The sequence below is a fragment of the Streptomyces sp. bgisy130 genome, from assembly GCF_057708345.1.
The window spans coordinates 23,563-49,224 of the sequence record NZ_JBYISA010000037.1; the positions used below are offsets into that span (position 1 = coordinate 23,563).

The following is a 25,662-nucleotide window of genomic DNA, read 5'->3' on the forward strand; positions in this document are numbered from 1 at the left end:
ACTGTCGACAGCGGACGGCCCGCCCCGCCGCACCGCCCCCTCCACACCACTCACCTCACCGAAAGCGCACATGGACACCCCCCCGCCCCAGACCGAGCCCACCGAGCCCACCGCCGCGGACATCGCCGCCTTCAAGGAGCAGCTCGGCCGCCCGCCGCGCGGGCTGCGCGCCATCGCGCACCGCTGCCCCTGCGGCCAGCCGGATGTCGTCGAGACGGCGCCGCGCCTGGAGGACGGCACGCCCTTCCCCACGCTCTACTACCTCACCTGCCCGCGCGCGGCCTCCGCGATCGGCACGCTGGAGGCCAACGGCGTGATGAAGGAGATGTCCGAGCGGCTGGCGGCCGACCCGGAGCTCGCCGCCGCCTACCGCGCCGCCCACGAGGACTACATCCGGCGGCGGGACGCCATCGAGGTGCTGGCGGGCTTCCCGAGCGCCGGCGGTATGCCCGACCGGGTCAAGTGCCTGCACGTCCTCGTCGGCCATTCGCTGGCGGCCGGGCCGGGCGTCAACCCGCTCGGTGACGAGGCCCTGGCCATGCTGCCGGAGTGGTGGAAGAAGGGGCCGTGTGTGACCCCGTGCCAGGAGACCGCCGGAGACCGGGACGCCGCCGAAGGAGACGCCACGTGAAGCGGGTCGCCGCCATCGACTGCGGTACGAACTCCATCCGGCTGCTGGTCGCGGACGCCGACCCGGCGACCGGCGAGCTGAAGGACCTCGACCGCCGGATGCAGATCGTCCGGCTGGGCCAGGGCGTGGACCGCACCGGGCGGCTGGCGCCCGAGGCGCTGGAGCGCACCTTCGCGGCCTGCCGGGAGTACGCCGCGGTGATCAAGGGCCTGGGCGCCGAACAGGTCCGCTTCGTGGCGACCTCCGCCTCCCGGGACGCGGAGAACCGCGACGACTTCGTCCGCGGCGTGGTGGACATCCTGGGCGTGGAGCCCGAGGTGATCACCGGCGACCAGGAGGCCGAGTTCTCCTTCAACGGCGCCACCAAGGAGCTGACCGGCCGCGCCGACCTGGAAAGGCCGTTCCTGGTGGTCGACATCGGCGGCGGCTCGACCGAGTTCGTCCTCGGCACGGACTCGGTCCGCGCCGCCCGCTCGGTCGACGTCGGCTGCGTACGGATGACCGAGCGGCATCTGGTGCACGAGGGCGAGATCAGCGACCCGCCGAGCCAAGGCCAGATCGCCGCGATAAAGGCCGATGTCGCCACGGCGCTGGACCGGGCCGAGGAGACCGTCCCGCTGCGCGAGGCGGCCACCCTGGTGGGCCTGGCCGGCTCGGTGACCACGGTCGCCGCGATCGCGCTGGGCCTCGACCGGTACGAGTCCGAGGCCATTCACCACTCCCGGATCTCCCTGGCGAAGGTCCGCGAGATCACCGACCGGCTGATGTCCTCCACCCACGCCGAGCGCGCGGCCATCCCCGTCATGCACCCGGGCCGGGTCGATGTGATCGCCGCGGGCGCGCTCGTGCTGCTGTCGATCATGGAGCGGACCGGCGCCGCGGAGGTCGTCGTCAGCGAGCACGACATCCTGGACGGCATCGCCTGGCACGCCGCACTCGACGACGAGTGACCCTCTAGCTGTGAGGCGACCCGGAGTCTCAGGGCTTCGGGCTGCCTGCTCTCAGATGTTGCGGTAGACGTCGCGCCGGTCGCCGATCTTGACGACGAGGATGATGAGCTCGCCGTCTTCGACCTGATAGGCGACCCGGTAGCTGCCGACCCGGAGCCGATAAAGGCCAGACGGGCCGGTGAGTTTCTTGATGTCGGCGTCCTCAGGGTACGGATCGTCGCCGAGCGCGGTCAGCGCGGCCAGGATGCGCATGGCGGCAGGCCGGTCGATGGCTCGAAGTTGCCGCTGTGCCGCCGTAGTGAACCGGAACGCGTACTTCACGCCGCGTCGTCAGTGCGATCGGTGAACAGGTCTGCCAGCAGCTCAGCCATAGACACCGTCGGGCCGTCCTGGGCCAGGACCGCTTCCGCCTCCCGGGCCAGCAACACGTCGGCTGCTTCCTCCAGTGCGTTGAAGTCCGCGATCGGCACCACGGCCGCGACGGGCTCGCCGTTGCGGGTGATCACCGTAGGTGTGCCCTCCTCGGCACGATTGATGTGGTCCGCCAGGTGTGCGCGGGCTTCCCGTACAGTCACAGTGCTCTCGGCCATGAAGAAAGTGTACGCACGATTGTGTACACATGCACGGGCTCGGGAGTGAGTGACGCTTTGGAGGCGGCGCCCGACGCATCGCCTGGAGCCTCGCCGGCTGAGGTGGGCACGGTGCGGCAGAGGTCGGCAACGGCCTCTGCCGTCCGGCTTTTTGAGCGGGCCGGGCCGGCCGGATGAGCGGCCTTCAGGGGCCTTTCGAGGGTCTCGCGGAGGGCTCCGGGAAGAAAGTTCGTGAAATCCTTCACATGAAAAAGCCTGTCGTTGGACGAACAATCTCAGCGTGTGGCCCTCATTCGAAGGTCCTAGGACCCCTGGACCCGGAGAATGCGCGGTTCCGCAGATCGCGGCGGCGCGCTCGCGGAGGCGGTGGTCCAGTCGCTCGACGGGCCGTGGCAGCGGAACAACGCCTGATCAACAGGGGTCTCCAACGCCTTGCGTCCTACAGTGGTTCCGCTTTGGACTATGGCATCGGTCACGAAGCCGGCGGAGTGTAGCAGATGCCCCTCCGGTGCTTGTGAAGGGGCTCACGAGCGACCCCCCATGTGGGGGTGGATACTCGATTGCATGAGCACCACGGAGCGTCCCAGGATCCTCGTTGTAGGCGGTGGGTACGTAGGCCTGTACGCGGCACGCCGCATCCTCAAGCAGATGCGGTACGGCGAGGCGACCGTCACGGTCGTCGACCCGCGCTCGTACATGACGTACCAGCCCTTCCTCCCCGAAGCTGCTGCCGGCAGCATCTCCCCCCGCCACGTCGTGGTGCCGCTACGACGCGTGCTGCCCAAGGCGGAGGTCCTCACCGGCCGGGTCACCACCATCGACCAGGACCGCAAGGTCGCCACGATCGCCCCGCTGGTCGGCGAGGCGTACGAACTGCCCTTCGACTACCTGGTCATCGCGATGGGCGCGGTCTCCCGTACCTTCCCGATCCCCGGCCTGGCCGAGAGCGGCATCGGCATGAAGGGCGTGGAAGAGGCCATCGGCCTGCGCAACCACGTGCTGGAGCAGCTGGACAAGGCCGACTCCACGACCGACGAGGACGTCCGCCGCAAGGCGCTGACCTTCGTCTTCGTCGGCGGTGGCTTCGCGGGTGCGGAGACCATCGGTGAGGTCGAGGACATGGCCCGCGACGCCGCGAAGTACTACAACAACGTGAAGCGCGAGGACATGCGCTTCCTGCTGGTCGACGTCGCCGACAAGATCCTCCCCGAGGTCGGCCCGAAGCTGGGCGCCTACGGCAAGGAGCACCTCGAGGGCCGCGGTGTCGAGGTCTACCTCAAGACCGGCATGGACTCCTGCGTCGACGGCCACGTGAAGCTCAACAACGGCCTCGAGGTCGACTCCAACACCATCGTGTGGACCGCGGGCGTCAAGCCGAACCCGGCGCTGTCCCGCTTCGGTCTGCCGCTCGGCCCGCGCGGCCACGTCGACACCGGCACCACCCTCCAGGTGCAGGGCACCGACTACATCTGGGCCGCCGGCGACAACGCCCAGGTCCCGGACCTGGTCGGGCGCAAGAACGGCAACGAGAACGCCTGGTGCCCGCCGAACGCGCAGCACGCGCTGCGGCAGGCCAAGATCCTCGGCGACAACGTGCTCTCCGGCATGCGGGGCTTCCCGCAGAAGGAGTACAGCCACGCCAACAAGGGTGCGGTCGCCGGTCTGGGCCTGCACAAGGGCGTCGCGATGATCGTCATGGGCAAGATGAAGATCAAGCTCAAGGGCCGTCTCGCCTGGTACATGCACCGCGCGTACCACGGCATGGCGATGCCGACGTTCAACCGCAAGATCCGGGTCTTCGCCGACTGGACGCTGGCCATGTTCCTCAAGCGCGAGGTCGTCTCGCTCGGCGCCATGGAGAACCCCCGCGAGGAGTTCTACGAGGCCGCCAAGCCGGCGCCGGCCCCGCCGACCGCCGCCGAGGCCGGGGACAAGACCAAGGCCAAGGCTTCCTGAATTCCCGGTCGGTTACTCCGACCAGCCCGAAGGGCGTCCGCCATCCGTGGGGCGGGCGCCCTTTGGCGTGTCCGCAGGCGTGTCCACCCTGGCGCAAAGCGGGCGGTGTGCGGTTCTCTTACGTGTGAACGGGACTAACTGGGCGCCCCATTGGCGTTTACGTGGTGGGTGAAGCTTCTTTGCCCGACTCGTCAACACGGAGGTGTGCGACATGGCCGATGCCGCTGGACGGCTCACCAAGCTCGCCGAGGAGCTACTGGGAGCACCGCTCCCGGTACGCATCCGCGCCTGGGACCGTAGCGAGTCCGGCCCGCCGGGGGCACCGACCCTCGTGATCCGCCATCGCCGGGCGCTGCGCCGGCTGCTGTTCAAGCCGGGCGAACTCGGCCTGGCCCGCGCCTGGGTGGCCGGCGACCTCGACATCGAGGGCGACCTCTACGAAGCGCTCGACCGGCTCGCCGGGCTGATCTGGGAGCGCGGTGACGCCCCCAGGCCGCCGCGGGCCGCTCTCCTGCGCGCCCTGGCCCGCCCGGAGATCCGCGCCGCCGCCCGGGAACTGCTCACCCTGGCCGGCGCCCCGGTCCCGCCGGCCCCGCCCGCGGAAGAGCTCCGGCGCCGCCACGGACCGCTGCACACCCTGCGGCGCGACAAGGAAGCCATCAGCCACCACTACGACGTCGGCAACGACTTCTACGCGCTGGTCCTCGGCCCGTCCATGGTCTACTCCTGCGCCTACTGGGAGAGCCCCGAGGCCACTCTGGAGGATGCCCAGCGCGACAAGCTCGACCTGATCTGCCGCAAGCTCGGCCTCCAGAAGGACCGGCGGCTGCTCGACGTGGGCTGCGGCTGGGGCTCGATGGTGCTGCACGCCGCCCGCGAGTACGGCGTCCGGGCGGTCGGCATCACCCTCTCCGAGGAGCAGGCCGGCTTCGCCCGTAAGCGGATCGCCGAGGCCGGGCTCGCCGACCGGATCGAGATCCGGGTGCAGGACTACCGCGAGATCCACGACGAGCCGTTCGACGCGATCTCCTCGGTCGGGATGGCCGAGCACGTCGGCCGCACGCAGTACGCGGAGTACGCCGCGGCCCTGTACTCCCTGCTCAGGCCCGGCGGGCGGCTGCTCAACCACCAGATCGCCCGGCGGCCGGTGGCGGACGAGGAGGCGTACCACGTCGATGAGTTCATCGACCGGTATGTGTTCCCGGACGGTGAGCTGGCCCCGGTCGGCCGGACCGTCGGCCAGCTGGAGGAGGCCGGGTTCGAGGTACGGGACGTGGAGGCGATCCGGGAGCACTACGCGCTGACGCTGCGGAGCTGGGTCGCCAACCTGGAGCGGCACTGGGACGAGGCGGCGCGGCTCACCTCCACCGGCCGGGCCCGGGTGTGGCGGCTCTACATGGCCGCGTCGGCCCTGTCCTTCGAGCGCAACCGCATAGGAGTCAACCAGGTGCTGGCGGTCCGGACCCCGGAGAGCGGGGAGTCGGGGCTGCCGCTGCGGGGGCGGGACTGGACCGGCTGACACGGCGGTGCGCCGGACCCGTCCGGGCCCGGCGCACCCACCGCGTGCTACTCCGCCTTGATGGCGGTCAGCATGTTCAGCCGCGCCGCCCGGCGGGCCGGCCACAGGGCCGCCAGTACGCCGATGAGCGCCGCCGCCGCGAAGAAGAGGCCGAGCCGCCCCCAGGGCAGCACCAGCCCGTACCCCGGCATGCTGCTGCTGATCATCGGACCCGCCGCCCAGCCGAAGAAGACGCCCAGGCCGATGCCGAGCACCCCGCCGAAGAGCGAGATCACCAGGGACTCCAGGCGCACCATCTGCTTGATACCGGGGCGGTCCAGTCCGATGGCGCGCAGCATGCCGATCTCCTGCGAGCGTTCGAAGACCGACATCGCCAGGGTGTTGATGACGCCGAGCACCGCGACGATCACGGCCATGGCGAGCAGTGCGTACAGCATGTTCAGCATCATGGTGACCATGCCGGCGATCGCTTCGGTGACCTCCTGCTTATCGGCGACGGCGAGCGCCGGGTTCTTGCCGAGCGCCGTGACCAGCGCGTCCTTGGTGGCGTCGGTGGCGCCGTCCTTGGTCTTCACCAGCACCCGCGAATCGTCGGCCTGCTTCTCGTGCGGGGCCAGCGTGGCGTTGTCCAGGATGACGCCCTGGATGAGGTCGTTGCCCTCGTAGACACCCGAGACGCTGAGCGTGCTCTTCTTGCCGTCCGCGAAGGTCACCGGGAAGCGGGAGCCGGGGTGCAGCCCCTTCTTCTCGGCGGTGTGGGTGTCCACGACCACCTGGTTGCCCTGGATCGTGCCCAGTGAGCCCTGGGTGAAGTCGAGCCGGGCGACCTTGTCGAAGTCCTTGCCGTTGACGCCGGTCAGGACCGTGCGGTCCGTGAAGGACAGGCGCAGCGGGCTGACGGCGGTGACCTCGTCCAGGGTGCTGAGCTTCTTCGCCACGTCGGGGGAGAGCGGCGCCGGGCCGGCCATGGAGACCACGTAGTCGGACTTGAGCGAGGCGACGGCCTGCTTCTCGACGGAGGTCTGCACACTGGTCGCGACCACCGTCAGACCGGTGATCAGGGTCAGTCCGACCATCAGCGCGGAGGCGGTGGTCGCCGTACGGCGCGGATTGCGGACCGAGTTCTGCCGGGCGAGGGTGCCGGCGACCCCGAAGATCCGCAGGACGGGCGCGGCCACTGCGATCAGTGGGCGGGACAGCAGCGGCGTCAGGATGAACACGCCGATCATCAGCAGCGTCGCACCGCCTGCCAGTACCACGTCGGCGTTCTTGCCGGCGGATGAGCTGGTGCCGTAGAGCACCACGGCGACACCGGCGCCGGCGAAGAGCGCACCGATGGTGTTGCGCAGCACCAGGGATTTGGTGGTGGCGGTGGCGTGCACGCTGTTCATCGCGGCGATCGGCGGGATCTTCGCGGCGCGCCGGCCCGGCAGCCAGGCGGCCAGGACGGTGACGAGGGTGCCGACGAGCAGCGAGGTCAGCACGGCCGACAGGGGCACCACCAGGGGGCCGTCGGGAACGCTGCCGCTCAGGCTGCCCATCAGGGCGCGCAGCCCGGCGCCGACGCCGATGCCGGCGGCCAGGCCGACGACGGAGGCGATCGCGCCGACGACGAATGCCTCGGTCAGCACCGAGCGGGTGACCTGGCGGCGGCTGGCGCCGACCGCGCGCAGCAGCGCCAGTTCCCGGGTGCGCTGGGCGACCAGCATGGTGAAGGTGTTGACGATGAGGAAGATGCCGACGAAGAGCGCGATACCGGCGAAGATCAGCAGTGCGTTCTGCATGGCGCTGTTCTTCTCGGCGTTCGCCTTGCCGATGTCGTCGGCGAGTTGCTTGCCGGTGGTGGCCACGACGCTGCCCTTGGGCAGCGCGGACTCGACCGCGGACTTCAGGGCGGTCTGGGAGGTGCCCGGGTCGGCCTTGATCCGGATCTCCTGGAACCCGCCGGGGGTGCCCAGCAGCTTCTGGGCGGTCGGGGTGTCGAACAGGGCGAGGCTGCCGCCGGCCGCGACCGCACTGTCGTCGGTGGTGAAGATGCCGGTCAGCTTCTGCTCGTGGACCGGTCCGTTGGCGGACAGCCGTACGGTGTCGCCGACTTTGTAGCCGGCCTCGTCCGCGGTGCGGGCGTCCAGTGCGAACTCGTGCGGGCCGTGCGGGGCCGCGCCGTCGCGCATCGGGTAGCGGGCGTCCTTGCCGTCGGCGCCGGGGAAGTAGTTGCCGCCCTGGCTGGAGTTGGGGTCGCCGATCAGCGCGCCGTTCTTGCCGGCGATGCCGGTGAAGCCGGAGATGAGGCCGGTGGCGGAGGCCGCGCCGGGTACCCGGGCGGACTTGTCGAGCAGCTTCTGGTCGATGACGGGCAACCCGGAGCCGCTGCCGTGCGGCGCGTGGAGCACCACGTCGACGTCACGGAGGTCCTCGCGGGACTGGGCCTGGGATGCCTGGGAGACGGTCTCGGTGAAGACCAGGGTGCCGGAGACGAAGGCCACGCCGAGCATCACGGCGAGCACGGTCATCAGCAGCCGGGCCTTGTGCGCAAGCACATTGCGCAAGGCGGTTTTGAACATGAGGGGTCCTGGGGGAGAGGTCCGGTCGTACGGGGCGGCTGCTGTTGATCAGGTCGTGCGGGCCTTGGCGTCGAAGCCCTTCATCCGCTCCAGCACGGCGTCGGAGGTCGGGTCGGCCATGTCGTCGACGATCCGGCCGTCGGCGAGGAAGACCACCCGGTCCGCGTAGGAGGCGGCGACCGGGTCGTGGGTCACCATCACCACGGTCTGGCCCAGTTCGCGTACGGAGTTGCGCAGAAAGCCGAGGACCTCGGCGCCGGAGCGCGAGTCGAGGTTGCCGGTGGGCTCGTCGGCGAAGATGATCTCGGGCTGGGAGGCGAGCGCGCGGGCGACCGCGACGCGCTGCTGCTGGCCGCCGGAGAGCTGGCTGGGGCGGTGCTTGAGGCGGTCGGCCAGGCCGACGGTCTGCACAACGCGGTCCAGCCAGGCGCGGTCGGGCTTACGGCCCGCGATGTCCATCGGCAGCGTGATGTTCTCCAGGGCGGACAGGGTCGGCAGCAGGTTGAACGCCTGGAAGACGAAGCCGATCTTGTCGCGCCGGAGTTGGGTGAGCTTCTTGTCCTTGAGGCCGGTGAGTTCGGTCTCGCCGATCAGGGCGGAACCGCCGGAGATCGAGTCCAGCCCGGCCATGCAGTGCATCAGCGTCGACTTGCCGGACCCGGAGGGGCCCATGATCGCGGTGAACTCGGCCTGCCGGAATTCGACGGAGACCGCGTCCAGGGCGACCACCTGGGTCTCGCCCTGTCCGTAGACCTTGGTGAGGTCCGTGGCGCGGGCGGCCGCCATGGTGGCGCGGGAGGCGCTGGCGACGCCGGAGTGGTGGGTGGTCACGGGGTGCTCCTGTCGTGGGAGGGGGCATCAGGTCCGCGGCGGCCCCAAGGACTCGGGTGACGGACGAGTGCGGACGGTCTCCATCGTGGGCCCGGGGGCGGGGCGGGGGCGTCAACCCCTGTGGTCGCTTTTGACCACCCCTGGGACGTATCAGGGGTTCGCCCGTCATCCCTGCGGAGGAGGTGACTCCAGATGCTGTTGCCTTGATCACGGCCGCCGGAGGGGCGGCCGGACGGGGGTGACGGTCACGCTGACGAGGCGTCGAGTTTCCGTCAATTCGGGCATGAAAATGCGCCGGGGGGCTTCCCACCGAAGGTGGGCTTCAGGCATGTGCCGAAGGCCTGTACCGGTCGCTGATGCTCACTCAGTTGCCAATAAAATAAGACAACCTCGGGAAGAGCGGCCGATCTGTGTCGTGCACTGCGGGCTACGCTCGTGCTGCCCTCTTTGAGGTGGCATGGGGGATCCCAGGCCCGGATGGTGGAATGCAGACACGGCGAGCTTAAACCTCGCTGGCCTACGGCCGTGCCGGTTCAAGTCCGGCTCCGGGCACTCCGCACGCGGCGGAGCTTAACTGAATTTTCAACGAGAAGGGGCCACCGGGGAAAGCCGGCGGCCCCTTCTCGCATTGTGCGTTGTCGGCTCAGCGCTCCACGAGCGCGAACAAGCTCTCCCAGCGGCCGACAATCTCCTCCGTGGAGAACCGCTGGATGTTCTCCCGGGCGGCTTCGCCCATCGTGTCCCGGAGCTCCTTGTCGGACATCAGGGCGTCGAGATGCCGGGCGAATTCGGTGATATTGCCCGGCGGGGCGAGGAAACCGTCCACACCGTCCGTGATGATCTCGTGGACGCCGGGCGCCACATCGAACGCCACACACGGCACGGCCGTCGCCATCGCCTCCATGGGCGCCAGCGGGAAGCCCTCGCCCCGCGAACTGAGCGCGAAGACCGCACTCTCCCGCAGCGCCCCGGGTACGTCGCCGGTCCGGCCCATCCACGCGACCGTGGCGGTGATCCCCAGCTCCGCGGCCTGCTTGCGCAGCGCCTCCTCTTCCTCACCGGAGCCGTAGACCCGCAGCGTCCAGTCGGGGTGCTGCGGGGAGACCTTGGCCCAGGCCTCCAACAGCAGGTCCACGCCCTTCTCTTCGTGCAGCCGGCCGATGCTGACCACGCACTTGGCGGAGCGGTCCGAGGGCACCTCGGGGAAGAAGGGCAGCGGGTTCGGCATGAAGCCGACGTTGTCCATCCGCTGCCGGATCCAGCGGTCCGCGTCCTCCCGGGTGAGCGTCAGCATTCGGTCGACGTCCTGGTAAAACCGCTTGACCCGGGCGAAGCGGGAGGACTTGCGGCAGGTGTCGAAGGATTCGTGGCTCATCCCGAACACCGTCAGCCCCGCGGTATCGGCCAGCGCGACCCACTCCATGGCCCACACCTGAGTGACGATCACCACCCCGCCCGGCTTGGCCGCCCGGAACAGCGCGCTCAACTTGGCCGCCTGCTCCCGCATCCCGGCCTCCCGGGCCGCCCGCCGGCGCTGCTCGACGAGGTTGAGCTTGTCCTTGAGGCCGCGCACGGGGGCGACGGAGGGCGGGTGTTCGGAGTACAGCGTGGTGGTCCCGAACGGCTCGTCGGGGGCCAGCTCCTGGACCCGCCCTTCGGGGGGCGGCACCACGCCGACGAGGTGCACCCGGTGGCCCCGCTCGCTGAACAGCCGCGCCATCTGGTGCGACCAGCTGGTGATGCCACCCAGCTCGTTGACGCTGTTGGACACGAAGAAGATGTCCCGCGGCTCGGCTGCGTTCGACTTGGTCATCAACGGCTCCACTGCGCAAAAAACTGATCGACGATGCTCCGGGAGGCGTCGCCCCGGTCGTATTCGCCGAACTTGGCGACGAATTCCCTGCGGCTCTTCGCGTATTCCAGTGCCTGCGACTCGAACGACTTGATCGTCTCGTGGAAATCGTCCTCGGTGCGGACCACCGGGCCCGGTGCGTGCTCCAGCAGATCGAAGTAGGTGCCGCGGCCCTCGTGCACATACTCGTCGTAGTCGTAGGTGAAGAACACCAGGGGACGGTCGAGCAGCGCATAGTCGAACATCACTGACGAATAGTCGGTGATCAGCCCGTCGGCCAGCTCCAGCAGGGGCGTCACATCGTGGCGCGCCGATACGTCGATGACCCGGCCCTGCACGGTCGGTGGCAGCACCACATGATTGAGGTAGTGCGAACGCACCAGGAGGACATAGCGGTCGCCGAACTGATCGGCGAAACGCTCCACGTCGAAGGGCAATTCGAAGCGCCCGTGCCGGCCGCCCGCCTTGCGGAACGTCGGCGCGTAAAGCAGTACGGTCCGGTCCTCGGGAATGCCCAACTCCGCGGCCAGCGGCCCCCGTTCACGCACTCCCCGCTCGGCCTCCCGCTGCCGGGCGTGCACCAGCGCGTCATTGCGCGGGTATCCCACCCGCAGCAGCGTCTTCTCCTGGAGCCGGAAAGCCTTGGCCAGGGTGTGCACATCGTGCTCGGAGCGGACCAGGAAGCGGTCGAAGCGGTCCAGCGAACGCTGCTGCTCCTCCTGCTGCCGGCGGGTCTGCGCCTTCAGCGCCGGCTGGTCGAAGCCCATGTTCTTCAGCGCCGAGCCGTGCCAGGTCTGGAGGTAGGTGGTCTCCGGGCGCTTGGTGAGCTTGAGCGGGTAGCTCTGGTTGTCCACCCAGAACTCGGCCTGCGCCAGCGCCTTGAGATAGGGCAGCGACCAGCGCCGTACGAGGGTGACGTCCTTGGGGAAGTCCTTCGGGGACCCGGCGTACGACCAGATCGCCTCGAACTCCAGGCCCTGCCGCCGCATCTCCTCGTAGAGGGCGCGCGGGCTGTCGCTGTACTGCTTGCCCAGGTGGCTCTCGAAGACCACCGTGCGCTTCTTGACCGGCAGCCGGCAGAACACCTCGTGGTAGGCGCGGAGTTTGTTGTCGCCGGAGGTGACCTTCTTGCGCAGCGCCTTCGCCTTGCGGTAGCCGGTCTTGGCCAGTGTCCCCGGCTTGCCGCGCACCCCGCGGTTGATCAGCTCCTGGATGCGCTCGGCGTTGCGGCCCTCGCTGACCAGGCGGAACGCCAGATGCCCCTTGGCCGAGACATGCGGTTCGAGGTGGTCGGCGACCATCCGCGTCAGCCGCGGCCTCACCGGCAGCGGCGCGGAGAGCCCGGTGTCGGCGACGGTGAGCCGGGTCGTGGTGCGCACCCCGTCCACGTCCAGGCGCAGCCGTACGTCCCAGATGGTGTCGACGATGCCGAGCGGGCGCAGCTTCGCGGTGAGGTCCGCCGCGGCCTCCCAGTGGACGGTGTCGCCCTCGTGGCGCAGCTCGCGCACCGGGAAGTGGAAGGACTGGAGGCTGCGCCGCCGGGCGCTGAACTCCAGCTGCCCCTTGAGGCGGGCGCCGGGCGGGATGACGCCGAGCGGATTGGTGATCCGGCCGGCCAGCGAGACGGCCTTGCCGGACGCGCTGAAGCGGGTGAGCTGGTTGCGCAGGAAGAGCTGGTTGACCGGCTTCTCGTGGTAGCCGATGTCGGTCACGTCCAGGATCTCGCGCCCGAGCGCATCGTCGAAGTGGCCGCCGCACCAGTAGATCCGGCCGTCGTGCTCGGTGAGCGGGGAGGAGAGCTTGTCGCGGTTGATGAGGGTGTCGACCGCCGGGATCAGGTGGTCCCAGTCACCCTGCTGGAGCAGGTAGGCGCAGATGGCCTGTATCGGCTGGACCCGCTCGTACGCCTCCGGGGCGATGCTCGCGAGGTACTCCCGGGAGAGTTCGGAGAATTCCTGGCGGTAGGAATCTTCGCGGAACGGCAGATCCCGCAGATGCAGCACCAGATCGTGCTTGAGGAATTTCACGTCCTTGGCGAGCTTCAGCTCGTCCAGCCCGCGTTCCGCCAGCAATGCGTCGATGCGCCGGTGGATCTCCAGCCGGTGCGTATAGTTGGTCATTTCGTGGCGCCGGTTCGTCACCGACTTCACGGCGGCCCGCTCGTATACGTGCCAGAAATAGACCTGATTGGGAATCAGGGTGATGCGGCGCGCCGCCAGATATGCATCGGCGATAAACATCAGGTCCTCGTAGAACATCCCCCTGGGGAATCGGAGATTGTTCTCGATGAGGAAATCGCGGCGATAGCACTTGTTGGTGGACAGGGTGTCCCAGACGAACAGGTCCGGCAGTTCCGTGACGGATTCCAGCGTGCGGGTCGTGGAATACAGCCAGGCGTACCACTCGTCGCGCTTCTGATTGCGGGTGTCCTTGTGCAGCCGGACGCACAGACCGGAAACGATATCTGAGCCGGATTCCTCGGCGGCCTCCAGCATATTGCGGCACGCATTGATTTCCAGGACGTCATCGCTGTCCAGGAACATGACGTAGCGGCCCTCGGTGTGCTCGATGCCGACGTTCCGCGGTTCGCCTCCCGCACCGCTGTTCTCCGGCAGCTGGAAGGCTCTGACCCGTCCGGGGTGATCGGCCGCGAGCCGCTGCGCCACTTCGAAAGAACGGTCGGTGCTGCAATCGTCGACGATCACCACCTCGACGTCCCGGAGCGTTTGGTCCAGCACGGACTGAACCGCGGTCGGCAACCGGTCGGCGTCGTTGTAGACGATGACGACTACTGAGACGTCAGGCACAGGCACCTCAACCCTCTTTCGCTGCTGTTTCCCGCCAGAATAGCCCTATCTGTACCCTCGGATTACAACCGATCGCGCCCATAGCGCTACGGACGGTGAGACGCGGGTGCATCGAGAAGGGGCACTCCGGGGTCGGACCTTGACCATGCGTCAGCTCTGTGGAACCACCTACCAGGGCAGCTCCGGCCGGCAGGGAAGACGGCCCCTCCCGTGAATCGGTTGCCTGCCGGGTCTGATGGCGTCCGTTGCGATCAGACATTTATCGGATTCCGTTCGGCGGCAGCGGGAAGAAGCCCCGGGCGGAGCAGAAGGAAAATCCCAGTTCGGGCCGGTCGGCAGCGGACGGCGGCAACGGACGATGGCAAGAGGACGACAAGAAGACGGCAAGGCGGTGGACGGAGATCGAATACCCGTAATGCCTGGGACCGGGCGGTGTGACGGTGCGACAGCGGTCCGTCGCGGTGCCCGCCGCGCCGCGGTCCGCATCCTGCTCCGGGCACGTTCGCGGCCTCCCGCACGTCCTCCTCATGGCGGATGTGCCGTCCCGGGTTCAGGGAAAGATCCTGCTCAAGAACTAGCGACGCGCCTTTGCCAAGCCATTACGCTTGCCGTCAAGGCCGCGCAGGGCGGCCATGGAGGAGTGAGATGAGGAGCAGCAACCCGGTCTTCTCGCGACGGGGCTTCAGCCGCGACACCGGCTACGCGGGCTTCAACGCGCCGCCGCAGGCCGGGGGCGCCGCGAACCCGTACGCCGGAGCCAACCCCTACGCACAGGGCGGCAACCCCTACGCGCAGGATGCGACCAACCCGTACGCCCAGGGCCAGCAGCCCATCACCGAAGCACCGCCGCAGTACACCCCGCAGACCCGCCCGATGACGATGGACGATGTCGTCGCGCGGACGGGCATGACGCTCGGCACGGTCATCGCGGGCGCCACCGTCGGCTGGCTGTTCCTGACCCAGAGCCTCGGCTTCGCGATCGGGGCCGGCCTGGTCGCGATGGTGCTGGCGCTGGTCCAGTCCTTCAAGCGGAAGCCGTCGCCCGCGCTGATCCTGGCGTACGCGGCGCTCGAAGGTGTCTTCCTCGGCGCGCTGAGCGGCTTCATCAACGGCCTGCCGAACATGAACGGCGCCCCCATGCAGGCGGTGCTGGGCACGATGGCGGTGTTCGTCGCCATGCTGGTCGCCTACAAGACGCGGATCGTGCGGGTCACCGCCCGCTTCACCCGCTTCGTGATGATCGCGGCGATGGGCTTCGTCCTGCTGTCGCTGGTCAATGTGCTGTTCATGGTGTTCGGCGGCGGTGAGGGCCTCGGCTTCCGCAGCGGCGGTCTGGGCATCGTCTTCGGCATCGTCGGCGTGGTCCTCGGCGCGCTCTTCCTGGCGCTGGACTTCAAGCAGGTCGAGGACGGCATCGCCTACGGCGCTCCGCGTGAGGAGTCCTGGCTGGCGGCGTTCGGTCTGACGCTGACCCTGGTGTGGATCTACATGGAGATGCTGCGGCTGATCTCGATCCTCCGGGGCGACTGACGCACCGGGACGCCGGGCGCACGGTGCGCCCGGCAGCACCGTCGAAGGGCCCGCGGGCGAACTGCCCGCGGGCCCTTCGACGTGCGGAGTGCCGGATGAGGGGAATGTTCTGAGCCGGGACGGCACGGAGCCCGGCGGTGTGATCAGAACTTGCGCGCGGCGCGCCTGAGATCGTATTCGTGGACGATTGCCTTGGCGTGGCCGTAGGCGAGGTTGTGCTCGCCGCGGAGCCAGCTGACCTTCTCATCGAAGCGGAAGAGGGCGGGGCCCTCGTCAACAGTGCGGAGCCAGTCGGAGATTTCCCGGCCGGTGCAGTGCGGGATACGGGAGAGCATGTTCCGGTGGGTCTCTTCGGAGAAGAGCTGAGACATCGGCGCCTCCGGACGCGGTCGATGCTGGTTCTTCAGGCCACCGTGCCTGAGCGTTCGGGCGTTGGCAACCACCCGGGAGTGGCGCATAGGCTCACGACGTGCTTGACGTGACCCCCTTGCAGACCGCCGTGGACGCCCTCGCCGACCGCCTCCGATCGCTGCCCCAGAGCAGGCTCGACCGGGGCGCCGCGGCCGAAGCGCTCGCACTGGCCCGGCAGTTGGCGACCCGGGCGCAGCTGATCGAGCGGCCGGGGGAGCCGCCGTACGAGCTGCCGGACGCGGGGATGTTCGCGGCGGGCGACCAACTGGCGGTGGCCGGGCACGATCTTGTCGAGGCGCTGCGGGCCGCGGCGGCACACCCGGCCGACGGGACGGCGAACTCTGACGCGAAAGTGGCCCCCGCCGACGAACTGGCGGAGGCCGTGGGATGCGTGCGGGCGGTGGCGGACCGCTACTAGGGCCGGTGGCCCCGGACCTTGTCGGCGGACCTCGTCGGACGGGCCCGCCGTGCGGTGTCAGAGCGAGGCGATGACGCGGTCCGCGAGGATGTAGACGCTCTCCTCGCGGGTCTCGCCCCAGGAGAAGGTCAGCGCGTACGCCCCGGAGATACCGGAGCCGCCCAGCAGTACGGGGGTGCGCCCGGCGTGCAGTGCGTCGGCCACCCGCTCCGCGGTCTCGCGCTGCCCGGGGGTCAGACAGAGCGTGGTCCCGTCGGCGAAGACATAGACGTCCAGGGTGCCCAGCGGGCCGGGGCGGACGTCCGCGAGCGGGGTGGCGTCCTGCGCCAGTTCCTCCAGGCGGGCCACCGTGCGCTCATGATCACTGATCACCGGGGACGGGGAGAAGTCCGGGTGCGAGGGGTGGCGCCGGCGGGCGGCGGCCAGCTCGGCGGACTCGGTCTCCTCGACCGGCTCCAACTCCGGCGCGTCCAGGGCTTCCAGCGCCTCCATGGACTCCAGGTGATCCATCGCCTCCAGGGCGTCCGGGCCCAGCAGCGGCTCCAGACCGGCCAGATCCGCCTGGCGGGGCAGGAACGGCTGGGTGTCGAGCCGGTCGGACTCCGGGCGCTCGGACGGCTCGCGCTGGTCCGCGCGGGGGTCCAGCAGCCCCTCGTCGCCGAGGCCGACGAGCCCGCCGAGCAGGGACGGGGCGTCGGCGGCGTCCCGGGCCTCCTGCGCGGCCCAGAAGGCGCGGGCCTCGGCCAGTTCGCGCTCCCGCTCCTCGGCCAGCGCGTCCGCGACGGCGGCACGTATGTCCGCGAGCGGGGTCTCGGCGGCCGGGACGGTGCGGGCGGACGGGATGGCCGCGGTGGCCGGATGCGCCGCCGCGGCGCCGGCCGCGGTGTCCTGACGGGCGGCGAGGAGCTCGGCGCGCAGCTCGGCGATCTGGCGGCGCAGGGCGCGGGCGGTGTGCAGGGCGGCGGCGCCCAGCGCCACGGCGGTGGGCGCGGCCACCAGCACAAAAAGGGTGTGGACACTCATGCCGAAACCTCGCTTCGCTCGGCCTCGCATGCGCGAGGCGCGCACCCGTTAATGGTTCGCTCGCTGGGTTCGCTGGGCTCGCTCACGCCGAAACCTCTCTCCGTTCGGTCCCGCATGGGCGAGACGCGCACCTCTCGACCCGCTCGGGGGCGCTCGCTCATGCGTCCTCCCCACTTCGCTCGGCGGCCCTGTTCCCAGGGGCCGCGCACCGGTACTCGGACTTCCCCCGGCCGTCCGGCCGGGCGACCCCCTGGATGCGCTCGCTCGGGATCACGCCTGGTTGCGGCTCGGTCACCGGCGTACTCCCGTTAGCAGATTGTTCTCCGACTTCCTACATCAGCCTGCCGGTGGTCGGCGACCGCACCTTGTGCCCTATGTCCCGAAATGCTGGGGAGTCAGGGCGCCGTATGGGCCGGCGCCCCCCTGCTGACCTGCAAGAACACCGCTCCCCCAGGGCGTTGGTCACAATCCTGGGGGAGATTGGGTCGCGATCTCGTTAACGAGTGGCGCAGGTCACGCCGTGTCGCCGCCCGTGTTCATGCGAGCGCGAAGGGTGTGCGCGGGGCGGAAGTTGGTCCGTTTCCCCGCGCACACCCCGTGAAGCGATGACGCCGCGGCTCCGTTCAGCCGCTCGTGCCGGTGGCCGTGCTCAGCTCAGCCGCTCGATGACCATTGCCATGCCCTGGCCGCCGCCCACGCACATCGTCTCCAGGCCGAACTGCTTGTCGTGCCACTGGAGGGAGTTGATCAGGGTGGTGGTGATACGGGCGCCGGTCATGCCGAAGGGGTGGCCGACGGCGATCGCGCCGCCGTTGACGTTCAGCCGGTCCAGGTCGATGCCCAAGTCCCGGTAGGACGGGATGACCTGGGCGGCGAACGCCTCGTTGATCTCGACCAGGTCGATGTCGGAGACCGAGAGGCCGGCCCGGCGCAGCGCCTGCTTGCTGGCCTCGACCGGGCCGTATCCCATGATCTCGGGGGAGAGGCCGGAGACGCCGGTGGAGACGATCCGGGCCAGCGGGGTCAGGCCCAGCTCGCGCGCCTTGGTGTCGGACATGATCACCAGCGCCGCGGCGCCGTCGTTCAGCGGGCAGCAGTTGCCGGCGGTCACCAGGCCGTCGGGGCGGAAGACCGGCTTGAGGCCGGAGACGCCCTCGACGGTGACGCCGGCGCGCGGGCCGTCGTCCTTGGAGACGACCGTGCCGTCGGGGAGCGTGACCGGGGTGATCTCCCGCTCCCAGAACCCGTCGTTGATCGCCTTCTCGGCGAGGTTCTGGGACCGGACGCCGAACTCGTCCATGTCCTGGCGGGTGACGCCCTTGAGGCGGGCGAGGTTCTCCGCGGTCTGGCCCATCGCGATGTACGCGTCCGGGATCAGACCGTCCTCGCGCGGGTCGTGCCAGTCGGCGCCCTCCTGCTCGGCGCGCGCCGCGGTACGGGCCTCGGCGTCGGCGAACAGCGGGTTGTGGGTGTCCGGCAGGCCGTCGGAGCTGCCCTTGATGCTGCGCGAGACGGTCTCGACACCGGCCGAGATGAAGACATCGCCCTCGCCGGCCTTGATGGCGTGCAGCGCCATGCGGGTCGTCTGGAGCGAGGAGGAGCAGTAACGGGTGATGGTGCACCCCGGGAGGTGGTCCATCCCCATCTGGACGGCCACGATGCGGCCGAGGTTGTGGCCCTGCTCGCCGCCGGGGAGGCCACAGCCGAGCATCAGGTCGTCGATGTCGCGCGGGTCCAGCTCGGGGACCTTGGCGAGCGCGGTCTCGATGATCTTCGCGGTCAGGTCGTCCGGCCGCAGGTCCTTCAGTGAGCCCTTGAAGGCGCGGCCGATCGGGGAGCGGGCGGCTGAGACGATCACGGCTTCGGGCATCACACGGCTCCAGGTGCGCGGGAAAAGGGCGGACTGTGAGGGAAGTTACCCGCACGTACTGCTGAGGTCACGGGGTGCGTGCTGTGATGCGGGCCTCTTTTCTAAGCGGGCGCTTATGGGAACGGGGCGGGGCCTCCGGGTATTCCCGGACGGCCCCGCCCCGTTCCGCCGCGCGCCGCTCAGCGCCGCTCCGGCGCCCGCTCCCTCACGGGGTGACGGACGACGGCCCGGCCGGCTCCGCCGTGGGCAGCTGACGGCGTCTGCGGTGCTTGAGCAGCGCCCAGGGGGCGCGGGAGGCGGTGACCTCGGTGCCGCCCTCGGAAGCCGCCTCGGCGGCCGCCTGCTCGACCGGCAGGATGCCCTCGCCCCGGGCCGGCTCGGGACGCTCCTCCTCCGGCCACAGGCCGAGCGAGGCGCACAACGTCGGCAGCACGGCCATCGCCGCGGTGGCATAGCCCTCGGCCGACGGGTGGTAGTTGTCCGGCCCGAACAGCTCCCGCGGCCGCGCCTCGAACTCGGGGCCGAGCAGATCGCCGAGGGAGACCGTACGGCCGCCGCTCTCGATCACCCCGATGGTCTGGGCGGCGGCCAGCTGCCGGGAGAGCCGCCGGGCCACCCAGCGCAGCGGCTGGTAGACCGGCTCGACGCTGCCCAGATCAGGGCAGGTGCCGACGACCACCTCACAGCCCGCCGCGCGCAGCCCGCGCACCGCCTCGGCGAGATGGCGTACGGACTCCGCGGGCGGCATCCGGTGGGTGACGTCATTGGCGCCGATCATGATGACGCAGACGTCCGGGATCTCCATACCGGCCGCCAGCATCAGCTCCACCTGGCGCGCCAGGTCGTCGGACTGCGCGCCGGGCAGCGCCACATTGCGGAAGTCGACCGGCAGCTCGGAGAGCGCGGCCAGGCCGGAGGCGAGCAGGGCGCCCGGTGTCTGGGAGGCGCGGTGCACCCCCTGGCCCGCGGCGGTGGAGTCGCCGAGGAAGCCCAGGCGCAGCGGCGGGCGGTCGGTGCGGTGGCCGAAGGCGGCGCCGTAGCGGCCGTCGGCGCACGGCGGGATGTCGCTGGAGCCGCCCACCGTCCGGCGGGCCAGCCGCACCTCGGTCAGCAGCACCCCGACGGCGGCGACGCCGAGCAGCCCGACCCCGCCGCCGCCGAACGCGGCAGCGGTGGCGATCCGCCGGGCCACTCGCGCCCTGGACATCGTCATCGGCATGGGCCGGGCACCTCCCCGTACAGTGCGGGCGCGCCGCGGCCCGGGGCCGGACGCGCTCTTGAAACGGCAAGAACTTCTACAACAGGGTGTTGCCCGTTCCCGCACGGAACGCAACGCGCGGTTCCCCTAACGGACCCGGGCAATAGGCTGGCCGTACGGGCGCAGGAGAGCGTGCCCCTGACCGCGGAGACCACCGTGCAGTTTTACGATTCGATGATTGAGCTGGTCGGCAACACCCCGCTCGTGCGGCTCAACAACGTCACCCGAGGGATCCAGGCCACCGTCCTGGCGAAGGTCGAGTACTTCAACCCCGGCGGGTCGGTCAAGGACCGGATCGCCGTCCGGATGATCGAGGCCGCCGAGCAGTCGGGTGAGCTGAAGCCCGGCGGCACCATCGTCGAGCCCACCTCCGGCAACACCGGTGTGGGCCTGGCGATCGTCGCCCAGCAGAAGGGCTACAAGTGCATCTTCGTCTGCCCGGACAAGGTGTCCACGGACAAGATCAATGTGCTGCGGGCCTACGGAGCCGAGGTGGTGGTCTGCCCGACCGCCGTGGACCCCGAGCACCCGGACTCGTACTACAACGTCTCGGACCGGCTGGTCCGTGAGACGCCCGGCGCCTGGAAGCCCGACCAGTACAGCAACCCGAACAACCCGCGCTCCCACTACGAGACCACCGGTCCCGAGCTGTGGGCGCAGACCGAGGGGCGGATCACCCACTTCGTGGCGGGTGTCGGCACCGGCGGCACGATCAGCGGCACCGGCCGCTATCTGAAGGACGCCAGCGAGGGCCGGGTCAAGGTCATCGGCGCCGACCCGGAGGGCTCGGTCTACAGCGGTGGCTCCGGGCGCCCGTATCTGATCGAGGGCGTCGGCGAGGACTTCTGGCCGACCGCCTACGACCGCACGGTCGCGGACGGGATCGTGGCGGTCTCGGACAAGGACGCCTTCCAGATGACCCGGCGGCTGGCCAAGGAGGAGGGCCTGCTGGTCGGCGGCTCCTGCGGGATGGCCGTGGTGGGTGCGCTGGAGGTCGCCGCGAAGCTCGGCCCGGACGATGTGGTCGTGGTGCTGCTGCCGGACAGCGGCCGCGGCTACCTCTCCAAGATCTTCAACGATGAGTGGATGGCCGACTACGGCTTCCTGGAGGAGGGCGGCGCCGCCGCCCGCGTCGGCGAGGTGCTCCAGCACAAGGAGGGCGCACTGCCCTCGCTGGTGCACATGCACCCGGAGGAGACCGTCGGCGAGGCGATCGAGGTGCTGCGCGAGTACGGCGTCTCGCAGATGCCGATCGTCAAGCCGGGCGCCGGGCACCCCGATGTGATGGCCGCCGAGGTCGTCGGCTCGGTCGTCGAGCGCGAGCTGCTGGACGCGCTGTTCACCCAGCGCGCCTCGCTGACCGACCCGCTGGAGAAGCACATGTGCCCGCCGCTGCCGCAGGTCGGCTCGGGCGAGCCGGTCGCCGATCTGATGGCGGTGCTGGAGACGGCGGACGCCGCGATCGTCCTTGTCGAGGGCAAGCCGAAGGGCGTGGTGAGCCGGCAGGACCTGCTGGCCTATCTGGCGCGCGAGGCCGGCAAGTAGCAGGAGGTCCCGGCGGCCGTCCCGCGCGGCGGGCGCCGGGTGCCCGGCCGGCGGACGGTCCCGTGACCCGTCACGGCGTCAAGTGGCCGTCAGGAAACGGGCCGCCGCCGCAAAGTGAACGTATGCGTCATGTGCCGGCAGCACGCACTTAACACGCGTCGGGCACAGTGAAGGTGTACGGCGAAACGGACTTCCGGAGCGGCTCCCGGACCTCCACTCTCGCCGCCCGGACGCGATGACCGGCCCTGACCCGGACGCGCGTCCCTTGCGGGGACCGCCGTCGTCCCGCCCCCGGCCCCGGCCGGGGTGCGGCGGTCCCCGCAACATCTCCCCGGCCCGCTCCCTTGGAGCCTCAGTCCCCGGCGCCGTCGCGGCGGTCCGTACGCGCCCGCAGCGCCGGCCACCGGACCACACCGTGCACGGCGTTGACGCCGACGATGCCGGCCCAGGTCACCAGCAGGCCCGGCAGCCCGGTGTTCACCGCCGCGACCGTGGACAGCGGGATGGCCAGCACCAGCGAGAAGGCGGCGACCCCGAACCGTTCCCAGAACTCCCGGCCGGGGCCCGCGGGGCGGGGCGGCAGGGTGCCGCGTGCCACCTGGATCTGCTGCTCGGCGAGCTGCCGCCGCACCCGCCGGTCGACGTTCGCGTCCAGCTTCTCCAGGAAGGACTCCAGCAGCTCCGGCTCGTACTCCGGGCCCAGTTCCTTGCGCGTCTGGAGGGTCGCGTCGAGTTCTTTCCGCAGATCGGGGTCGTGTGTCGCCATGCTGCGAGATTACGGGCCGCCGGCGGGCCGCGCGCTGGGGCTAACCCCCCGATCCGGCGGGGGAGTTCTCCTCCTGGCGCGGGCCGGGCGCCACCGTGCGCGCGGTGTCGCGACGGGCGGCGAGCCAGTACAGGACGGCTGGTACGGCGAGTCCGACGAGCCAGGAGATGTCGGCGCCGCCGAGCGGTGCCACCAGCGGGCCGGTGTAGAAGTGCGTGGCCAGGAACGGCAGCTGGGCGAGCACCCCGAGGACATAGACCGTCAGGGCCCGGACGTTCCAGGCGCCGTAGCGGCCGGCCGGGTCGCTGAGCGCCGGGATGTCGTACCGCTCCTTGGAGATCAGGTAGTAGTCGACGAGGTTGATCGCCGACCAGGGCGTGAAGAACGTCAGCAGAAAGAGCAGGAAGTCCTTGAAGGACGTCAGGAAGGAGTCCTTGCCCAGGAGCGCGACGGCGGTGCCGGCCACCATGATCCCGGCGATGTACGCGGAACGGCCGCGGGGCGACAGGGTGCGCTGTCCGCGGAAGCCGCTGACGCTGGTGACCAGCGACATGAAACCGCCGTAGGTGTTGAGGATGTTGATGGTGAGCTTGCCGAGGGCGATGACGAAGTAGAGGAACGAGGCGATCAGTCCGGCGCCGCCCAGGCCGACGATGTAGCTGACCTCGTGCCCCACGAACGCGGCCGGCGCCGCGGCGGCCGCCAGCGCGCCGAACGTCATCGACCACTGCGAGCCGAGCACCGAGCCGGACAGCGTCCACCAGAAGGTGGCGCGCGCCGAGGTGTGCCGCGGGAGGTAGCGCGAGTAGTCGGCGACGTACGGGCCGAACGCCAGCTGCCAGGAGGCCGAGAGCGAGACGGCGAGCAGGAAGACCGGCAGCCCGAAGCGGTGGTCGGCCAGGAGCGCGCCGAGGTCGGCGCGCTGCACCAGCCGGATGCCGAGGTAGACGAAGGCCAGCGCGCAGACCAGGCCGGCGATCTTGCCGAGGGTGTGGATGAGGCGGTAGCCGACGGCCGCGGCGACGGCGGTGACCGCGGCGAAGAGCACGATCCCCGGTGTCTCGCCGAGGTGGGTCAGTTCGCCGACCGCCTGCCCGGCCAGCACGCTGCCGCTGGCGAAGAAGCCGATGTACATCACGATGACCAGCGCCAGCGGGACCACCGCCCCGCGCACCCCGAACTGGGCCCGGGAGGTGATCATCTGCGGCAGTCCGAGCCGCGGCCCCTGCGCCGAGTGCAGGGCCATCACCGCCCCGCCCAGGAGGTTGCCGAGCAGCAGCCCGATCAGCGACCAGAAGGCGTTCGCCCCGAAGACGACGGCCAGGGCGCCGGTGATGACGGCGGTGATCTGGAGGTTGGCGCCCAGCCAGAGGGTGAACTGGCTGACCGCGCTGCCGTGCCGTTCGTCGTCGGGGACGACGTCGATGGAGCGCTGTTCGACCACACCTGCCATGAATCCGCCTCGGGTCGTCGCCTGTATGGATTCATGCAGGATCGACGCCGATGAATGGAAGGTCAATAGGTGAGATCGATTGATTGCCGCGGTGAATTACTGGTAACGCCGGCTCAGACGGCCGCTGCCGCGTCCATCGGCCGCAGCTCATCCGCGTACGAGACCGACACCCGCCGCATCAGCCCGTCCTCGGTGATGTCGTACTGGCCCAGGCGCCACAGCGGCGGCGAGTAGGCGTGCACCGACACCGCGTCGTCGGTCGCGCCGGTGAGGCGGTGGATGTGGTCCGGCCCGAAGCAGAACGAGGAGCCCGCGCCGACCGCGGTGGCCGGATGCGCGCCGCCGATCCGCGGGTTGGACTCGGTCAGGACGCCCTGGACGACATGCACCGCCCCCGAGGAGAGGTCGTGGTCGTGCCAGCCGGTGTCGTTCTGCCGGGTCCAGCACAGCAGCCAGACGTCCACGAACTCGTCGCGGTGCAGCGAGGCGTAGTGCCGCTCGGTGTCGGAGAAGGCGACCTGCTCGCGCCACAGCTCCGGGCGCCCGGCGAGCTCATCGACCAGGGCCTGGAGCTCGCGCTTGTCGAGGTTGCGCTCGGGCAGTGCGGTGAACGGCTGCTCGCCGTCGGGGACCTCACGGGCGGTGCCGGCCTGGGAGGTGGTGTCCGTCATGGGCGGGCTCCTTTCGTCGGGCCCAGCAGGCGGGCCGGGTTGGTGTGGCGCAGGGCGTGGACGGCGGCGTCCGCGCCGAGGTCGGGGAGTACGGGGGCGGCGTACGGACGGTCGCTGCCGCTGACCACCACATCGATGCCGACGGCCCGTACGAGGGCGTCCACCGCACGGGTTCCGTACGAGGAGGTCTCGTAGAAGGCGCGGCAGTCCACCCGGCCGCGCTCCCGGCCGCCGCCGCGGGCGACCAGCCGCTCCCCGTGCAGCGGCGCCAGGCCGGCCAGCGCGGCGAAGCAGACCCGCAGCTCCGGGTGGCGCGGCCGGCCGAAGGCGCGGAAGGCGAACCAGGAGGCGTGCAGCTGCTGGACGTACGGGACCAGGGCGGGCCACCAGGCGGGCGCGGTGGGCTCGGTGGCCGGGGCCGCGCCGGGGTGCACGAACAGTGGTTTGTCCTGCTCGGCGGCGACCTCCAGCAGCGGGGCGCAGCGGGCCCAGCCCGCGGCGTCGAGGAGCGCGGTGGCGGGGAGCTGGAGGCCCACGCAGCCGCGCGCCAGCTCGCGCCGCAGTGCCGCGGTGTCCGGCTCGGGGGCGGAGAGGCAGGCCGAGGCCCAGACGCCGAAGGGGGCGGGCAGGTCCAGCGCGCCGTCGTGGAACGCGGTGAGCAGCGGGGCGGCCTCCGCTGGCGGCAGATATTCGATGCCGAGCGGACTGGAGAGCGAGACCAGGGCGAGGTCCAGACCGTCGGCGCGGGCGAGCCGGGCGCGGGCCGCGATGTCGTGGTCGGCGGGGTCGACGGGGTACGGCGGCTCACCGGGCAGGTGCAGCGTCCAGCCGTCGAGCCGGGGCGGCGCGGTGCGGGACCGCAGCAGGGCGAGGAACTGGGGCGGCCAGATGTGCTGGTGGACGTCGGTGGCCACGGGCCTCCCTCCGGGACGGCGCGGTCGGGCGGGTGGACTGGCGGACTCGTGGACGGGGTGGCGGGCGGTCGGGCGGCCTGGTGGACAGTCGGGTGGACGGCGC

The 25,662-nt window shown here is 70.4% G+C and carries 21 protein-coding genes and 1 tRNA gene; 8 read left to right on the plus strand and 14 right to left on the minus strand.

Features of this window, described 5'->3' with window-relative positions; all coding sequences use genetic code 11:
• The first annotated feature begins 70 nt into the window (after nt 1-70).
• Both AC3EUV_RS31610 and AC3EUV_RS31615 read left to right on the plus strand, forming a co-directional pair.
• Nucleotides 71-631 carry a DUF501 domain-containing protein gene (locus AC3EUV_RS31610; protein WP_432145579.1) on the plus strand — a complete coding sequence of 187 codons (561 nt, stop codon included), beginning with the start codon at nt 71-73 and terminating at the stop codon, nt 629-631.
• The gene (locus AC3EUV_RS31615; protein WP_432145578.1) at nt 628-1,581 is read left to right on the plus strand and encodes a Ppx/GppA phosphatase family protein; all 954 of its coding nucleotides are present in this window, start codon (nt 628-630) and stop codon (nt 1,579-1,581) included. Before AC3EUV_RS31610 ends, AC3EUV_RS31615 begins: the two co-directional genes overlap by 4 nt.
• 51 nt (nt 1,582-1,632) lie before the next feature.
• On the opposite strand, the gene AC3EUV_RS31620 is transcribed toward AC3EUV_RS31615, so the two are convergent.
• Both AC3EUV_RS31620 and AC3EUV_RS31625 read right to left on the minus strand, forming a co-directional pair.
• Complete coding sequence (locus AC3EUV_RS31620) at nt 1,633-1,902, minus strand: type II toxin-antitoxin system RelE family toxin (RefSeq protein ID WP_435604426.1); 270 nt, start codon at nt 1,900-1,902, stop codon at nt 1,633-1,635.
• The gene (locus AC3EUV_RS31625) at nt 1,899-2,171 is read right to left on the minus strand and encodes a type II toxin-antitoxin system Phd/YefM family antitoxin (RefSeq protein WP_432145576.1); all 273 of its coding nucleotides are present in this window, start codon (nt 2,169-2,171) and stop codon (nt 1,899-1,901) included. The genes AC3EUV_RS31620 and AC3EUV_RS31625 overlap by 4 nt, the downstream gene beginning before the upstream one ends.
• Nucleotides 2,172-2,735: 564 nt before the next feature.
• Here AC3EUV_RS31625 and AC3EUV_RS31630 point away from each other — a divergent pair.
• Together AC3EUV_RS31630 and AC3EUV_RS31635 are read left to right on the plus strand one after the other, a co-directional pair.
• A complete protein-coding gene (locus AC3EUV_RS31630; RefSeq protein ID WP_435604427.1) occupies nt 2,736-4,127 on the plus strand; it encodes an NAD(P)/FAD-dependent oxidoreductase in 1,392 nt (463 codons plus the stop codon).
• Between the two features lie 211 nt (nt 4,128-4,338).
• Complete coding sequence (locus AC3EUV_RS31635) at nt 4,339-5,646, plus strand: class I SAM-dependent methyltransferase (protein ID WP_432145574.1); 1,308 nt, start codon at nt 4,339-4,341, stop codon at nt 5,644-5,646.
• Between the two features lie 47 nt (nt 5,647-5,693).
• On the opposite strand, the gene AC3EUV_RS31640 is transcribed toward AC3EUV_RS31635, so the two are convergent.
• Together AC3EUV_RS31640 and AC3EUV_RS31645 are read right to left on the minus strand one after the other, a co-directional pair.
• Complete coding sequence (locus AC3EUV_RS31640) at nt 5,694-8,210, minus strand: ABC transporter permease (RefSeq protein WP_432145573.1); 2,517 nt, start codon at nt 8,208-8,210, stop codon at nt 5,694-5,696.
• A 48-nt stretch (nt 8,211-8,258) separates the two neighbouring features.
• On the minus strand, nt 8,259-8,996 hold the full coding sequence (locus tag AC3EUV_RS31645) for an ABC transporter ATP-binding protein (protein ID WP_435604442.1): 738 nt from the start codon (nt 8,994-8,996) through the stop codon (nt 8,259-8,261).
• A gap of 516 nt (nt 8,997-9,512) precedes the next feature.
• On the opposite strand from AC3EUV_RS31645, the gene AC3EUV_RS31650 reads away from it, so the two are divergent.
• Nucleotides 9,513-9,593 (plus strand) — tRNA-Leu (locus tag AC3EUV_RS31650).
• 91 nt (nt 9,594-9,684) lie between these two features.
• Here the strand turns inward: AC3EUV_RS31650 and AC3EUV_RS31655 are convergent.
• Both AC3EUV_RS31655 and AC3EUV_RS31660 read right to left on the minus strand, forming a co-directional pair.
• Nucleotides 9,685-10,854: a glycosyltransferase gene (locus AC3EUV_RS31655; RefSeq protein WP_435604428.1), complete on the minus strand. Its 1,170-nt coding sequence runs from the start codon at nt 10,852-10,854 to the stop codon at nt 9,685-9,687.
• A complete protein-coding gene (locus AC3EUV_RS31660; protein ID WP_435604443.1) occupies nt 10,854-13,700 on the minus strand; it encodes a bifunctional glycosyltransferase/CDP-glycerol:glycerophosphate glycerophosphotransferase in 2,847 nt (948 codons plus the stop codon). Before AC3EUV_RS31660 ends, AC3EUV_RS31655 begins: the two co-directional genes overlap by 1 nt.
• 645 nt (nt 13,701-14,345) lie before the next feature.
• Here AC3EUV_RS31660 and AC3EUV_RS31665 point away from each other — a divergent pair.
• Entirely contained in the window at nt 14,346-15,230 is an 885-nt protein-coding gene (locus AC3EUV_RS31665; RefSeq protein WP_432145571.1) for a Bax inhibitor-1/YccA family protein, read from the plus strand.
• A 143-nt stretch (nt 15,231-15,373) separates the two neighbouring features.
• Here the strand turns inward: AC3EUV_RS31665 and AC3EUV_RS31670 are convergent, their stop codons facing one another.
• Entirely contained in the window at nt 15,374-15,601 is a 228-nt protein-coding gene (locus AC3EUV_RS31670) for a DUF4287 domain-containing protein (protein ID WP_042156435.1), read from the minus strand.
• A gap of 98 nt (nt 15,602-15,699) precedes the next feature.
• Between AC3EUV_RS31670 and AC3EUV_RS31675 the strand changes: the two genes are divergently transcribed.
• Nucleotides 15,700-16,059: a hypothetical protein gene (locus AC3EUV_RS31675; protein WP_435604429.1), complete on the plus strand. Its 360-nt coding sequence runs from the start codon at nt 15,700-15,702 to the stop codon at nt 16,057-16,059.
• A gap of 57 nt (nt 16,060-16,116) precedes the next feature.
• Here AC3EUV_RS31675 and AC3EUV_RS31680 read toward each other — a convergent pair whose 3' ends face one another.
• The 3 genes from AC3EUV_RS31680 to AC3EUV_RS31690 form a co-directional block, all read right to left on the minus strand.
• Nucleotides 16,117-17,082 carry a hypothetical protein gene (locus AC3EUV_RS31680; RefSeq protein ID WP_435604430.1) on the minus strand — a complete coding sequence of 322 codons (966 nt, stop codon included), beginning with the start codon at nt 17,080-17,082 and terminating at the stop codon, nt 16,117-16,119.
• A 649-nt stretch (nt 17,083-17,731) separates the two neighbouring features.
• Entirely contained in the window at nt 17,732-18,952 is a 1,221-nt protein-coding gene (locus tag AC3EUV_RS31685) for an acetyl-CoA C-acetyltransferase (RefSeq protein WP_432145568.1), read from the minus strand.
• A 205-nt stretch (nt 18,953-19,157) separates the two neighbouring features.
• On the minus strand, nt 19,158-20,171 hold the full coding sequence (locus AC3EUV_RS31690) for an SGNH/GDSL hydrolase family protein (protein WP_435604431.1): 1,014 nt from the start codon (nt 20,169-20,171) through the stop codon (nt 19,158-19,160).
• A 195-nt stretch (nt 20,172-20,366) separates the two neighbouring features.
• Between AC3EUV_RS31690 and AC3EUV_RS31695 the strand changes: the two genes are divergently transcribed.
• Nucleotides 20,367-21,755 carry a cystathionine beta-synthase gene (locus AC3EUV_RS31695; protein WP_432145566.1) on the plus strand — a complete coding sequence of 463 codons (1,389 nt, stop codon included), beginning with the start codon at nt 20,367-20,369 and terminating at the stop codon, nt 21,753-21,755.
• 352 nt (nt 21,756-22,107) lie between these two features.
• Here AC3EUV_RS31695 and AC3EUV_RS31700 read toward each other — a convergent pair whose 3' ends face one another.
• The 4 genes from AC3EUV_RS31700 to AC3EUV_RS31715 form a co-directional block, all read right to left on the minus strand.
• A complete protein-coding gene (locus tag AC3EUV_RS31700) occupies nt 22,108-22,521 on the minus strand; it encodes a hypothetical protein (RefSeq protein ID WP_435604432.1) in 414 nt (137 codons plus the stop codon).
• Between the two features lie 40 nt (nt 22,522-22,561).
• On the minus strand, nt 22,562-23,974 hold the full coding sequence (locus AC3EUV_RS31705; protein WP_432145564.1) for a purine-cytosine permease family protein: 1,413 nt from the start codon (nt 23,972-23,974) through the stop codon (nt 22,562-22,564).
• Between the two features lie 113 nt (nt 23,975-24,087).
• A complete protein-coding gene (locus AC3EUV_RS31710; protein ID WP_432145563.1) occupies nt 24,088-24,645 on the minus strand; it encodes a cysteine dioxygenase in 558 nt (185 codons plus the stop codon).
• Nucleotides 24,642-25,559 carry an amidohydrolase family protein gene (locus AC3EUV_RS31715; protein ID WP_435604433.1) on the minus strand — a complete coding sequence of 306 codons (918 nt, stop codon included), beginning with the start codon at nt 25,557-25,559 and terminating at the stop codon, nt 24,642-24,644. The genes AC3EUV_RS31710 and AC3EUV_RS31715 overlap by 4 nt, the downstream gene beginning before the upstream one ends.
• Nucleotides 25,560-25,662: the final 103 nt, after the last annotated feature.